The sequence below is a fragment of the Nocardia terpenica genome (assembly GCF_013186535.1).
GTDB classification, from domain to species: domain Bacteria; phylum Actinomycetota; class Actinomycetes; order Mycobacteriales; family Mycobacteriaceae; genus Nocardia; species Nocardia terpenica.
Genome location: NZ_JABMCZ010000001.1, coordinates 1067098 through 1080700 on the forward strand (window position 1 = coordinate 1067098; position 13603 = coordinate 1080700).

A 13603-nucleotide genomic window follows, 5' to 3' on the forward strand; every position below is an offset into this window, starting at 1 on the left:
TCCACACCGTTATCCCGGCGTGCCCCCCACCGTTATCCCGGCGTGCTTTTGGCCGGGATCGGGTCGTTCACCGTGATTCGGTGGTCGCCGGTGTAGATGTTCATGGTGTTGCCGCGGAGGAAACCGGCCAGGGTGAGGCCGGTTTCGGCGGCGAGGTCTACGGCCAAGGAGCTGGGGGCGGAGACGGCGGTGAGGATGGGGATGCCTGCCATGACCGCTTTCTGGGCCAGTTCGAAGGAGGCTCGGCCGCTGACCATCAGGATGACGTCGGGTGCGGGGATCAGGTTTTCGCGCACGGCCCAGCCGATGACCTTGTCCACGGCGTTGTGTCGGCCGATGTCCTCGCGGACGGCCAGGGCGGTGCCGTCGGAGGTGAACAGTCCGGCGGCGTGCAGGCCGCCGGTGGCGTCGAAAACGCCTTGGCGGGAACGTAGTTCGTCGGGCAGGGCGGCGAGGGTCTCGGCGGCGATCACCGGGCCGTCGGGCGGGAGCGGGAATCGGGTCCTGGTGCGCACCTCGTCGAGCGCGGTCTTGCCGCACAGGCCGCAGGCGCCGGTGGTGAGGAAGGCGCGGGGCCGGATCGGGGTGGGCGTGCGCAGCTGGATGTCGAGCACGTTGTAGGTGTTGCGGCCCTCGGCGTCGGTACCGGCGCAGTAGCGGGCGGTGACGATGTCCTCGCGCGAGCCGATGATGTTCTCGCTCAACAGGAATCCGTGCGCCAGATCGACATCGCTACCGGGCGTGCGCATGGTGACGGTCAGCGACCGCCCGTCGACCCGCAACTCCAGCGGCTCCTCGACGGCAAGGGTATCGGCCCGCGGAGCCGACCCGCCGGTGGTGACGCGCAGCGTCCGGCGGCGGACGGTCACCCTACTCACGCGGGGGCCTCGCCGGTCTGCGGGCCGACGTGGACGTGTGGCTCCAGCCGGATCGTCACTCCCTTGGACACCGGCGTATTCGAGCGTTCGGCGACGTGGTCGAGGGGGACCAGGGGATTGGTTTCGGGGTAGTAGGCGGCGGCATTGCCGCGGGGGGTGGAGTAGGGGACCAGGCGGAAGCCGGTGATGCGGCGTTCGGAGCCGTCGGTCCACTCGGAGATCACGTCGACGAGATCGCCCTCGGCGAAACCGAATCCGGCGATGTCGTCGGGGTGAACCAGCACCACCCGGCGGGCGTTGTGAATGCCGCGGTAACGGTCGTCGAGCCCGTAGATGGTGGTGTTGTACTGGTCGTGGCTGCGCAGGGTTTGCAGGATGAGGCGGCCGGGCGGGACGGGCAGCCACCGCAGCTCGTTCACCGCGAAATTGGCCTTGCCGGTGGCGGTGCGGAATTCGCGGGCGTCGCGGGGCGGGTGCGGGAGCTGGAAACCGTTGCGCTGGCGCACCTTCGCGTTGTAGTCGGCACAGCCGGGGACGACGCGGGCGATGGCGTCGCGCACGGTGTCGTAGTCGCGGCGGAACCGCTCCCACGGCACCGGGTGATCCGGGCCGAACAGTTCCCGCGCGAGCTCGCAGACGATGGCGACCTCGCTGCGCAGCCGATCGCTCACCGGCGTCAGGCGGCCGGTGGACAGGTGCACCATCGACATCGAATCCTCCACCGACACCTGCTGTTTCACGCCGTCCTGCAGATCGAGGTCGGTGCGGCCGAGGGTGGGCAGGATGAGCGCGGTGCGGCCGTGCACGACGTGGCTGCGGTTCAGCTTGGTCGACACCTGCACCGTCAGCTCGCAGGCGCGCAGCGCGGCCTCGGTGACCTCGGTGTCGGGGGTGGCGGAGACGAAATTGCCGCCCATGCCCATGAACACCCGCGCCCGCCCGTCCCGCATGGCGCGAATGGCGTCGACCGTGTCGAAGCCGTGCGTGCGCGGGCTGGCGATGCCGAATTCGGCGTCCAGCGCGGCCAGGAAGGATTCGGGCATCTTCTCCCAGATGCCCATGGTGCGGTCGCCCTGCACATTCGAGTGGCCGCGCACGGGGCACACGCCCGCCCCCGGCTTGCCGATCATGCCGCGCAGCAACAGCAGATTGGTGGCCTCCTCGATGGTGGCGACGGCGTGCCGCTGCTGGGTCAGGCCCATCGCCCAGCACACGATCGTCGCCCGCGACTGCGCCAGCAGCAGCGCGGTGCGCTCGAGCTGGTCGCGGGTCAGCCCGGTGGCCTCCTCGACCGTCGCGAGATCGACCGCGCGCATATGCTTTTCGTATTCGGCGAAGCCCGCGGTGTGCGCGTCGACGAAGACGCGGTCGACCACCGTGCCCGGCGCGCGATCCTCCGCCTCGAACAGCAGCTTCGCCAAGCCCTGGAACAGCGCCATATCGCCGCCGAGGCGGATCTGTAGGAAGTCGTCGGCGATGGTGATGCCGGTGGTGAGGCCCTTGACCGTCTGCGGATCGCGGAAGCCGATCAGGCCGGTCTCCGGCAGCGGATTGACCGCAATGATCTTGGCGCCGTTGGTCTTCGCCGTGCTCAGCGCCGACAGCATGCGCGGATGGTTGGTGCCCGGATTCTGCCCCGCCACGATGATGAGATCGGCGGCCGCGAAATCGTCGATCGAGACCGACCCCTTGCCGATGCCGATGGAGGCCGACAGCGCGGTGCCGGAGGACTCGTGGCACATATTGGAGCAGTCCGGCAGATTGTTGGTGCCGAAGCTGCGCACCAGCAACTGATACAGGAACGCGGTCTCGTTGGCGGTGCGGCCGGAGGTGTAGAACAGCGCCTCGTCGGGAGAGGCCAAGCCGCGCAACGCCTCCGCGATCAGCCGGTACGCGTCGTCCCATTCGATGGGGGAGTAGTGGGTGTCACCGGGCCGCAGCACCATCGGGTGGGTGAGCCGGCCCTGCTGGCCCAGCCAGTACCCGGACTTGGTCGACAGTTCCTCGATCGAATGCCGGGCGAAGAACTCCGGCGTCACCGTGCGCAGGGTGGCCTCCTCGGCCACCGCCTTCGCGCCGTTCTCGCAGAATTCCGCCGGGCGGCGATGCCCGCTCGGCTCCGGCCACGCGCAGCCGGGACAGTCGAAGCCGTGCCGCTGATTCACCCGCGCCAGGGTGCGCGCGGTGCGCGCGACGCCCATTTCCGATACGGCTCGTTCCAGCGCCACGGTCACCGCCTGCACGCCCGCCGCCCGTTCCTTCGGCGGCGTCACGGCTAGCGCGGATTCGTCGATGTCCCGGGTCGGCGCGTTGCGATGCATGGTCCTATCGTCCTCTCGACAGTCTTCGAGCCTACGCCCGGACCCGCCGCGGCAAAGTCGCTGCGCGGTTCCGGCCCTGCGAACGTCCCTCGCGCGCGAGGATCGATGCCGATGCCGCCGCGGCGCCCGGCCACGGCACGACGAGGAGACGAGACCGATGAACACGCAGACCGGATACGGACGCGGCTCGGCCCCGCGCGGGCTCGGGCTCGCGCTGATCACGGGCGCGCTCGGCGCGGCGGTGGTGGCGCTGGCGTCGCCGGCCGCGGCGGAGCCGGCGGTGACCCGGCTGGGCGCGACCCCCGACATGAACTTCGGCATGGCCACCAACTACGGCACCGGCTGCAACTACACGCTGCAGGCGTTCGTCTCCGATCCCTCGGCCCCGGTCGTGTTCTACGACAACGGCGAAATCCTCGGCGTGGCCAAGCCCACCGGCGCATACGCCGTCTTCCCCTGGGTCCCCACCACCCCCGGCCACCACACCCTCGCCGCGGTACAGTCCGGCCAGCCCGCCGACCTACCACCCGCCACCCTCGACCTACCCGTCGGCTTCGGCGTCCATCTCGGCTACGGCTGCAACGTCTTCGGCGGTTGATCCCGGCCAAAAGCATGCCGGGATGACGAGGTGGGGGCATGCCGGGATGACGAGGTGGGGGCATGCCGGGACGAGGAGGTGGGGGCATGCCGGGATGACGAGGTGGGGGCATGCCGGGATGACGAGGTGGGGGCATGCCGGGATGACGAGGTGGGGGCATGCCGGGACGACGAGGTGGGGGCACGCCGGGATGACGAGGTAGGGGTGTGCTCGCATGGCGTGTGAGGGGTGTGCGGGGGATGACACCCGAAAATCGGGTGCGCGGGGTCTTATGCTCGATGCATGGAGTGGTGCAGGCGATTTATTCGCCCCCGGTCGATAGGCCGCGGGCGTGTGGGCGTGCATTCCGTCAGCTAGGTGGCCGTGGTTGTCGGTCGGGGGTTGTCGCCCGATTCGATCGATGACCAGGAGATCACCCCGTGTCTACTTATCTGACTTCCGCTGAGTTGTCGCGTGCGCTGAGCGTGCGTGATCTGACCGATCCGGTTCAGGGCGGGCATGCCCTGCAGGTCCTGTTGGATGCCGTGCTCGCCGCGCTGCGCGCCGCCTGGCCCGGCACGACCGTGCGGACGGTTCGTATACCGCCGATCGTCGCCATCGCCGACAACTACGACGGGCTCGGCTACGACCCGGCCGATGTCACCCGCGATGCCCGCTACACGCGCTACCTCAGCGCGACCACCATGCTGCGCAGTCACACCACCGCCGATATCCCGGCCGTTCTGCGCGGGTATTCCGCTGTGCCGCAGGGCGATTCGGTCGATGAGCTGATCGTGGTTCCCGGGCTGGCCTACCGCCGCGATGTCGTCGATCGCATTCATGTCGGCGAACCGCATCAGGTGGATCTGTGGCGGCTGCGGTCCGTGCCCGGCACCGGCGAGTCGGAATTGCGGGAACTGGTCGCCCATCTGGTCGAGGCCGTGCTGCCCGGTGCGGCGTGGCGAATGACTCCGGCCGTGCACCCGTACACCCACCGCGGATATCAGGTCGACGTCCGGCACGGCGGCGACTGGCTGGAACTGGCCGAGTGCGGGCTCATCGCCGACCGGGTGCTGCGCGGCGTGGGCCTCGACCCGGGGCGGTGGTCGGGCGTGGCGCTCGGCATGGGACTGGATCGGGCGCTCATGGTGCGCAAGGGCATTCCCGATATCCGCTACCTGCGGGCCGACGATGCCCGCATTACCGAGCAGATGCGGGACCTGACCCCGTGGCGGCCCGTGTCCGCGCTGCCGCCGGTGCGCCGCGATCTGTCGGTGGTGATCGCGGACGACACCGACGACGAATCCCTCGGCGACGCCGTGCGCGCGGCCCTGGGCGAGCGCTCGGCGGATATCGAATCCATCCACGTCCGCTCCCGCACCCGCTACACCGAGCTGTCCGAGTCGGCCCGCGCCCGCCTGGGCATCCACCCCGGCCAGACGAATGCCGTTGTCGGGCTGGTGATCCGGCCGCTGACCCGTACCCTCACCCGCGCCGAGGCGAACGCCATCCGCAATGCGGTGTACCGGGCCATCCACCTGGGCCCGCACTTGGAACTGGCGTAGGAGCCCGGACGGCGACTTCTCTAGCGGGATCTGTTTGAAGGATTTCTCGGTGACTGTGGCTGAAATTCCGAGAAGACCACCAACGTAATCTTCAACGATAGCGTCGAAGTATGACCATGACTTTCGATGCTCTGCCGCTTACCGACGAGGCCGCGATTCACACCTCCCTCGAACGGTTTCTGAACGGACTGCCCGAACTCCCGCTGCTGCTCGGTCTGGGCGAACCGACCCACGGGGTGGAGGCGTTCTCCGAACTGCGCAACGACCTGTTCCGTGTTCTGGTGCAGCGGTACGGTTTTCGTGCGATTGCCCTGGAAAGCGACTGCCTGTCGGCTCCGTTGGTGGACGCTTATGTGCACGGCTCCGGCGTGAGTCTGGCGGAGGTGATGGAGCGCGGCTTCAGTCATGGGTTCGGGAAGTCGGCGGTGGGCCCCGGCCAAAAGCGTGCCGGGGCCGTGGAGTCGCTGGGTGCTGGGGCCGTGGAGTCGCTGGGTGTCGGGGCCATGGAGTCGCTGGTCACCTGGTTGCGTGCGCATAATGCCGGGGTCGGGCCGGAGCGGCGGGTGCGGCTGTACGGGTTCGACGCCCCGCTGGAGATGTATCATGCCCCGAGTCCGCGCGTGCCGCTGCTGACCCTGTTCGACATGTTGGCCGAATTCGGTTGCGCCCCAGCGGAGCTCGTCTCTCGGGCCGAGATCGAGGAATTGCTCGGCGCGGAGGGGGCCTGGGCCGATCAGGCCGCGCTCTTCGACGGTGCCGCATCCATCGGCCGTACCGGCGCGGCGCGCGCACTGCGGATCATCGCCGACGATCTGACCGCGCTCCTCGATCGGGAGGTCCCCGCCATCGTGCGCGGCGGGGGCCTCGAGACGTTGCGGACGGCCCGCATGCACGCGCGAACCGCCGTGGGGCTCTTGCGATACCACGACCGCATGGCCAGCACCGGGGCCGATCGGGTCGCGGTCATGCTCGGCGTGCGCGACGCCATGATGGCCGACAATCTGCTCGATATCGTGGCGGCCGAACGGCGGCGCGGCCCCGTCCTCGCCTTCGCGCACAACATGCACCTGCGGCGGCAGCGGTCCGCCTGGACGCTGGCCGGGATGGACCTGTGCTGGTGGAGCGCGGGGGCGCTGGTGAGCCCGATCCTCGGCTCGCACTACGCGTTCGTCGCCACCGACTCCGCCCGCGCGGGCGACGCCCCCGGCACCCTCCAGCAGCGGCTGGCCGCCGTCACCCCCGGCCGCGCGCTGTTTTCCCGGGACACGCTCGCCAAGGCCCGGGATCTGCCCCCTGCGGCGGGCGATTCGGGGTACTTTCCGGTGGAGCCCCGCCATCTGGACCGGATGGACGGCCTCGCCTTTCTCGCACCGCGGCGGCGGCCGAACTGAGAGTCGTCTGAGAACCCGGACATGGGCGACACTTCGGATGGATCGCGCGCGTTGATACCGGTAGGCGGCCACTACGAAGGAGTTCGTCATGAGCCTCATCGGTGCCCTGATCGGGTATCTCCTGACGGCGTTCATCCTGTTGCTCATCGTCCGCATGGTGCTGGACTGGGCCCAGATGCTGAACGACACCCCGCCCTGGATGCACCGGGCCCGCGCCTTCACCCACACCTGGACCGAGCCGGTGATCGGGCCGGTGCGGCGGGTGCTGCGCCCGGTCCGGGCGGGCGGACTCTCGATCGACCTGGCCTTCACGGCGGTGTTCATCGGCGCCCTGATCCTGCGCACCATCGCGTTCAGCCTGTAGCGCGTAGCCGTTCGATCAGCAGCGCGAGCCCCACGGCGATCATGGCGGCTCCCGACACCCGCGACACCACCCGCGCGAGGGTGGGCGCGGCCGCCAGCACGGCGCGGGAGCCGAACCCGAGGCCCGTGTAGAACAGGCCGCAGCTGCCGACGAACACCAGCCCGAGCGCGCCGAGTTGCACCGGCAGCGGCCAGCTTCCGTGCGCGTCCGTGAACTGTGGAAGCATGGCCAGAAATACGAGCAGCCCCTTGGGATTCAGCCCGCTGACGCCGATTCCGGCCAGGGCGCACCGTGTCATCGATCGGGGGGAATGATGCGAATCAACCTGCGGCCCTGCCGGATTGCGCAGCGTGCGGATGCCGAGCCGGACCAGATACGCGGCACCGGCCACCGTGAGCGCGGTCAGCAGCAGGCTCGAACGGCCGATCAGCCCGCCGACTCCCGCCGCGACGAACGCCGTGAGCGCCAGATAGCCGAGCAGCAATCCGGCGACGGCCGGGAGCACCATCCGGTCCCGGGCGCCGGTTGCCAGGATGAAGGCCCAGTCCGGACCGGGCACCACGATGAGCAAGACCGTCACGCCCCAGAAGGCAAGCAGCAGACTCGGATTCACGGCGGATCCTCTCGACGAACGGGCGGTGCCGTCGAACCTATTCCGAATGCGGCCGAAGAGGTTCCCTTGTTTTGCTCGACTCTCGGATACCTGTGGAGGATGTGACGCTGTGGACGCGATCGATCGGAAAATTCTTGCGGAGCTCCAGGGCGACGGGCGACTGAGCATCACCGATCTGGCCGCCCGGGTGGGCCTGAGCGTCTCGCCGACCCACCGCCGCCTGCGGGAGCTGGAGCGCGACGGCGTGATTCGCGGCTACCGCGCCCTGGTCGATCCGGACAAGCTGGGGCTGAGCTTCGAGGCCCTGGTATTCGTGACCATGCGGCAGGAGGACCGCGACACCCTCATCGCCTTCGAAGAGGCGCTTGCCGCCATCCCCAATGTGATTGCGGCGCAACGCCTGTTCGGCGACCCGGACTATCTGGTCCAGATCCGGACCCGCGATCTGGCCGCCTACGCCGAACTCGAGGACAGCACGCTGGCCGCGCTACCGGGCGTGCAGCGGCTGAACTCCACCCTGGTCATGAAGCGGGTCGTCGGCGACCGCGCCCTGCCCACCGAGCGGTGAAAAAGTCTGCGGCATCTGACGAGACGGTGGCGCCGGGTTTCCCCGAACCCGGCCCGCCGGGGGTAGGACGGAGGGGTGCAGAACGATTCCGGACCTTCTCGACGCGGCCGGATACGGCGCGCGAGCAGGATCCTCGGCGCCCTCCTCGCCGTCGTGGTGCTCGCGACGGCCGGATACCTCGGCTATGTCGCGGCGCGCCGGTCGCAGCCGGTGACCCTGCCGACGCCGACCGGCCCGTACCAGGTGGGCCGCACCATCTTCGAGTGGGCCGATACCGCCCGCGCGGATCCCCTTGCACCCCAGCCCGATACGCCGCGCGGCCTGTCGGTGTGGCTGTGGTATCCCGGTGCTCCGGAACCGGGCGAGACGACCGCGCCGTATCTGCCCGGCGCGTGGTCGGGATTGCACATCGGCGGCCCGGCGGGGTTGGGGGAGAGCGGCTTCGGCGTCGTGCACCCGCACGCCGTGCCCGACGCCCCGGTGGCCGACGGCCGCTTTCCGATCGTGGTGCTCGAGCCCGGATTGGGTTTCGCCGCACCCCAATACACCGCGCTGGCCGAGGATCTGGCCAGCCACGGCTATCTGGTCGCGGGCGTCACCCCGACCTACAGCGCGAATCGCACGGTTCTGCACGGCCGGACCGTCACGGCGTCGAAGGCCGGGCTCCCGTCCGCCCTCGACAATGCCGACCTGCACGGCCCCGCCGCCGAACAGGCCGCCGCCCGGCTGCTGAGCGTCTGGGTCGCCGACGCGCGTTTCGCCGCCGCCCGGCTCGCCGCACTGGACGCCTCCGGCCGCTTCGCCGGGCACGTGAACGCCTCCGCCATCGCCTTTCTGGGCCATTCGTTCGGCGGCGCGGCAGCCCTGGCGGCGTGCCGGGCCGAGGCGGCCTGCGTCGGGGCGGCCGACCTGGACGGCACCCAGTACGGCGAGGTCGTGCGCGCCGGGCTGACGAAACCGATGCTGCTCGTGGCGAGCGAGAACTCCTGTGTCACCGGCGATTGCACCGGAACCGCGGACGCGTCCAGCCGCGCGGCCGCTCGCGGGCTCGTGGCCGCCAGCACCGGCCCGGTGTGGTGCTACCAGATCGGCGGCGCGCGACACATCGACTTCAGCGACTACGACGCCTACTACCTGGCCGCGCCGCTGCGAAAGCTGCTGGCGCTCGGCACGAACGGGCGCGGGGTGACACTCACCGTCGTCAGCGCCTACCTCGACGCCTTCCTCGACCAGATCACCCGCGGGACACCGCAACCGCTGCTCACCGGGGAATCCCGGCCCTACCCGGAGGTACGGATCCAGCACACTCCGGGGAGCGGAATCCGCCCTCCGCGATAGCGAAAACGGGCCCGAACACGTAGTGTCCGAGCCCGTTTCGAGCAGTCGTGCCGGTCGATCAGACCGCCGCGGGGACGGCTTCCTTCTCCTCGGCCTCCACGCTGTCGGCCTTCGTGAGCTTGGGCAGGCCGACCAGCGCCGCGAGAATCGTTGCGGCGCAGGCGGCCGCGCCGACCCAGAACGCCACCGCGAACTGGCCTTCCTCCGGCAGCGAGACCGGCAGGCGCGGAATCACCTTGGCGGTCAGCAGCGTCGTGATGATCGCGCTGCCGAGCGAGCTGCCCACCGTGCGGGAGATCGAGTTGATGCCGTTGGCGATGCCGCTCTGGTGATGCGGAACCGACGCCGCGATCAGCGCCGGCATGGCGGCGTAGGCGAGGCTGATCGCCACACCGACCACCGCACCGGAGGCGATGACGGCCCCGGTCGCATCGTGTTCCAGTGCCAGCCAACCGAATCCGACCGTGCCGACCGCACCGGCCAGCGCCAGCACCCAGCGTCCGCCCAGGCGGCCCACCAGGATGCCGCCGATCGGGGCGGCCACCATCGACGAGATCGTCGCGGGCAGCAGGTATTCCACCGACGCCCGCAGGATCGAGGCGCTGAAGCCGTAACCGGTGAGGCGCGAAGGCATCTGGGCCAGGTACGACACACCCATGAACAGCAGGAACATCGCGAAACCGATGAACATGCCGGCCAGGTTGGTGAACAGCACCGGCCGGTAGGTGAACATCTTCAGGTCCACCAGCGGCGCGGGCACCCGGCGCTCGACGATCACCCACAGCACCACGAACACGATCGCGCCCACGAAGCAGCCCAGCGTCTTACCCGAGGTCCAGCCCCACTCGTGGCCCTGCGAGATCGGCAGGAGCAGCAGCACCAGGAACCCGCCCAGCGTCACCGCGCCCGGCAGATCCATGCTGCCCGGATGCCGCTTGCCGGTGGCCGGCACCGCGACCGCCGCCGCGACCAGCGCCAGCACGGACAGTCCCGCGGTGAACCAGAACACCGTGTGGTAGTTCGGATCGCTGCCCTTGGTCAGCAGGCCGGTGGTCACCAGGCCGATACCGCCGCCGAAGCCCAGCGTGCCGCTGACGATCGCCATGGCGTGGTGCAGCCGCGCGGCCGGAATCTCCTCGCGCAGCACCGCCAGCGCCAGCGGGAAGATCGCGGTCGCGACGCCCTGCAGGGCCCGGCCGACCAGCAGCACGCCCAGCGAATTCGCCAGGGCCGAGACCACCGAGCCGATCACGGCCACCACCAGCACGCCGAGCAGCGTCGGCTTCTTTCCGTACAGGTCGCCGATGCGGCCCAGCAGCGGGGTGCACACCGCCGCCGCCAGCAATGTCGCGGTGGTCACCCAGCTCACCGACGCCGTGGAGACGTGCAGCTTGGTGGCGATGAGACCCAGGATCGGCACGGCCTGGGTCTGCATCACGGTCACGATCATGGCCGCGAACGCCAGGACGCCGGTCAGCAGCGAGCCCTTTCGCTCCATCACGGACACCTCCAGATGCTTGAATGGGGATAAGTTTGAAGTATTCAAGCATTTAAGGTTTCAAAGATCTCGGTTGTCAATCGTGGAGGTAGGATCGCCGCTATGAGTCCGGCCACAACGCAGAGCCCGCTGGCATTGCTGATCGCGCGATTCGTGTCCGCGTACCTGCACGACTTCCTCACCGCGGCCGAGGGACACGGCCTGACGCTGACCCAGGCGAAGCTGCTCCTGGCCCTGAACGAGCCTCCGGCCGAGCTCCCGATGCGAGTCCTGGCGGGCCGCCTCGCCTGTGACCCATCGAACCTCACCGGTGTGGCCGACCGCATGGAGTCCCGCGGCCTGGTGCGCCGCACCGTGAACCCCTCCGACCGCCGCGTCAAATACCTCGCCCCCACCGACGAGGGCCGCGAACTCGCCGCCCTGATCCGCAACTCCCAGGTCCGCGCCTACAAGGCCCTGGCCGAACTCACCCCGCACGAGGAGAAACTGCTGGAGGGCATGCTGGAGCGCCTGGTACCCAAGCTCGAGGCGGCCGAGGACTGAGTTCCGCGACGTGCCCGGCGGTAGATCCCGGCCAAAAGCACGCCGGGATCACGGCCTCCCACCTCTGATGGTTCCGGCTGCCACGTCTTATGGTCCCGGCTGCCACTCCTATGGCCCCGGCTGCCACCTCTTACGACCCCGGCTGCCGTCTCCCATGGTCCCGGCGTGCTTTTGGCCGGGACCTCACCGCGGTCGGAAAAGCAGTGCGGTATCGCCGAATTCGTGCCACAGATAGCCGGTGTCCAAGGCGGCCTCGTAGGCGTCACGCACGGTGTCGGTTCCCGCGACGGCTTCCAGGAGGTGGAGGTGGGAGGCCCCCGGTTCGTGCCAGCCGGTGATGAGGGCGTCGACGGATCGGGTTGGGTGGTCGGCGTCGAGGATCAGGTCGGTCCAGCCGGAGGCGGGGCGGACTTCGGCGCCGACGGTGGCCGATTCCAGGGCGCGGGTGACCGTGGTGCCCACGGCGATTACGCGGCCGCCGGTGGCGTGGGTGGCGTTCGCCAGGCGGGCGGTGACCTCGGGGACCGTGTAGCGCTCGGGGCTCGGCGGTTCGCCGGTTTCCGGGGAGGAGACGCCGGTGTGCAGGGTGATCGGGGCCAGGGTGACGCCCGCGGCCACCAGATCGGTCACCAGGTTGTCGGTGAACGGCCGCCCGGCGCTGGGCATTTCGGCGCTGCCCGGCTCGCGCCCGAACACGGTGCGGTAGTACTCCGGTGACCAGCGCTGGGCCACATAGGAATACGTGATCGGACGGCCGTGGCGGGCCAGCAGCGCGGGCACGTCGCCGTCGGGATCGGCGATCCACAGGCGGCGGGCGGGCGGCAGCCAGGGCCTGCGCAGCGTGACCGCCGTGCCCGCAAGCAGCACGCGCCTACCGGGTTTCGGCTCGGCGGCGGTGAACGGGACACCCGCGGGGTCGCGCAGCTCCACCACCCAGCCGCCGTCGTCGAGCCGGGCGGCGAAGTGCAGCACCGCCGGGCGGCCGAGGTAGTGCGCGTCGACCGCGGCATTCAGCGTCGCCGAATTGTTCACCACGACCAGGTCGCCGGGCCGCAGGAAGCGCGGCAGCTCGCGGAAGCGGGCGTGGGTGTGGACGCCGTTGTCCGACACCAGCATTCGCACGTCGTCGCGGGCCAGGCCGCGCGCCTCCGGCGGCTCGGTGGCCGCGCGATCGGCGGGCAGCGCGAAGTTCTCCAGGATGACAGTCATTGCGGGATCAGGATTTCCGCGGCGATGTAGCGGCCGCTCGGCGGGCGATTGTCGATCAGGTGCAGCAGCGCGGGCACCACCGTCCCCGGCTCGGAGCGGTCGGAGATGTCCTCGCCGGGGAAGGCGGCCTGATGCATGGCGGTGCGCATATCGCCGGGATCGAAGGAATAGACGCGCAGCTGGGGATTCTCGGCGGCGAAGATCGCGGTCAGCTGGTCCAGTGCGGATTTCGACGAGCCGTAACCACCCCACCCCTCGTAGGGGGTGGTTGCGGCGTCGGAGCTGACGGAGACGGCAATGCCCTTGGCCGCCTGAAGTTTCGGACGAGCCAGTTGCAGAACGCCCAGGGGCGCTACGACATTGGTGTGCAGCACAGTGGCGAATTCGTCGAGCGGATAGTCGGCGAGCCGGGGCATCGGGCTCGGGCCGAGCGCGCTGGCGTTGTTCACCACCAGATCGAGCCGGTCGAATTCGTCGAGCACGGTCGCGAGCCGGGCGCGATGGGCGGGATCGGCCACGTCACCGGCGATCGCCATCGCGCCCGTCGCCTCCCGCACCCGCGCCAGCGGCTCCAGCGTGCGGGCGGTGAGGATCAGGTCCCAGCCGCGCGCGGCCAGCGCCAGGGCCACCGCGCGGCCGAATCCGGCCGATGCTCCGGTAATGAGAGCGGTTGGAGATGGTTCCATGACACCATCGTCGAACCTGAAGAGATGTTCAGGTCAAGGAAAATTCGCCCGG

13 protein-coding genes are annotated in these 13603 nt (G+C 69.8%); 7 read left to right on the forward strand and 6 right to left on the reverse strand.

The annotated features are described in order from the left end of the window. Positions 1-32: 32 nt before the first annotated feature. Together fdhD and HPY32_RS04880 are read right to left on the reverse strand one after the other, a co-directional pair. Positions 33-878 carry a formate dehydrogenase accessory sulfurtransferase FdhD gene (gene fdhD / locus HPY32_RS04875; RefSeq protein ID WP_067583867.1) on the reverse strand — a complete coding sequence of 282 codons (846 nt, stop codon included), beginning with the start codon at positions 876-878 and terminating at the stop codon, positions 33-35. Beyond that, positions 875-3199, reverse strand: coding sequence for an FdhF/YdeP family oxidoreductase (locus HPY32_RS04880; protein ID WP_067583870.1), 2325 nt, complete (start codon positions 3197-3199; stop codon positions 875-877). Before HPY32_RS04880 ends, fdhD begins: the two co-directional genes overlap by 4 nt. Positions 3200-3356: 157 nt before the next feature. Between HPY32_RS04880 and HPY32_RS04885 the strand changes: the two genes are divergently transcribed. From HPY32_RS04885 to HPY32_RS04900, 4 genes are all read left to right on the forward strand, one after another. Then, positions 3357-3797: a hypothetical protein gene (locus HPY32_RS04885; RefSeq protein ID WP_067583874.1), complete on the forward strand. Its 441-nt coding sequence runs from the start codon at positions 3357-3359 to the stop codon at positions 3795-3797. A gap of 419 nt (positions 3798-4216) precedes the next feature. After that, positions 4217-5341 (forward strand): PheS-related mystery ligase SrmL, encoded by a 1125-nt coding sequence (gene srmL, locus HPY32_RS04890; protein WP_067583877.1) that lies wholly within the window; start codon positions 4217-4219, stop codon positions 5339-5341. Positions 5342-5451: 110 nt separating this feature from the next. Further along, positions 5452-6732, forward strand: coding sequence for an erythromycin esterase family protein (locus HPY32_RS04895; protein ID WP_067583880.1), 1281 nt, complete (start codon positions 5452-5454; stop codon positions 6730-6732). Between the two features lie 88 nt (positions 6733-6820). Beyond that, on the forward strand, positions 6821-7096 hold the full coding sequence (locus HPY32_RS04900) for a YggT family protein (protein WP_067583883.1): 276 nt from the start codon (positions 6821-6823) through the stop codon (positions 7094-7096). Here the strand turns inward: HPY32_RS04900 and HPY32_RS04905 are convergent. Next, positions 7086-7709, reverse strand: a complete 624-nt coding sequence (locus HPY32_RS04905; protein ID WP_067583886.1) for a LysE family translocator — start codon at positions 7707-7709, stop codon at positions 7086-7088. The two genes, HPY32_RS04900 and HPY32_RS04905, sit on opposite strands and share 11 nt — an antisense overlap. 109 nt (positions 7710-7818) lie before the next feature. Here HPY32_RS04905 and HPY32_RS04910 point away from each other — a divergent pair, with 109 nt between their 5' ends. Together HPY32_RS04910 and HPY32_RS04915 are read left to right on the forward strand one after the other, a co-directional pair. After that, complete coding sequence (locus HPY32_RS04910; protein ID WP_067583889.1) at positions 7819-8277, forward strand: Lrp/AsnC family transcriptional regulator; 459 nt, start codon at positions 7819-7821, stop codon at positions 8275-8277. 75 nt (positions 8278-8352) lie between these two features. Next, positions 8353-9615, forward strand: a complete 1263-nt coding sequence (locus HPY32_RS04915) for an alpha/beta hydrolase (RefSeq protein WP_197696421.1) — start codon at positions 8353-8355, stop codon at positions 9613-9615. A 58-nt stretch (positions 9616-9673) separates the two neighbouring features. Here the strand turns inward: HPY32_RS04915 and HPY32_RS04920 are convergent, their stop codons facing one another. After that, positions 9674-11113: an MFS transporter gene (locus HPY32_RS04920; RefSeq protein WP_067583892.1), complete on the reverse strand. Its 1440-nt coding sequence runs from the start codon at positions 11111-11113 to the stop codon at positions 9674-9676. Positions 11114-11215: 102 nt separating this feature from the next. Here HPY32_RS04920 and HPY32_RS04925 point away from each other — a divergent pair, with 102 nt between their 5' ends. After that, positions 11216-11656 (forward strand): MarR family winged helix-turn-helix transcriptional regulator, encoded by a 441-nt coding sequence (locus HPY32_RS04925; RefSeq protein ID WP_067583895.1) that lies wholly within the window; start codon positions 11216-11218, stop codon positions 11654-11656. 183 nt (positions 11657-11839) lie between these two features. On the opposite strand, the gene HPY32_RS04930 is transcribed toward HPY32_RS04925, so the two are convergent. Then, on the reverse strand, positions 11840-12865 hold the full coding sequence (locus HPY32_RS04930; RefSeq protein ID WP_067583899.1) for an S-adenosylmethionine:tRNA ribosyltransferase-isomerase: 1026 nt from the start codon (positions 12863-12865) through the stop codon (positions 11840-11842). Continuing rightward, the gene (locus tag HPY32_RS04935) at positions 12862-13551 is read right to left on the reverse strand and encodes an SDR family NAD(P)-dependent oxidoreductase (RefSeq protein WP_067583903.1); all 690 of its coding nucleotides are present in this window, start codon (positions 13549-13551) and stop codon (positions 12862-12864) included. Before HPY32_RS04935 ends, HPY32_RS04930 begins: the two co-directional genes overlap by 4 nt. Positions 13552-13603: the final 52 nt, after the last annotated feature.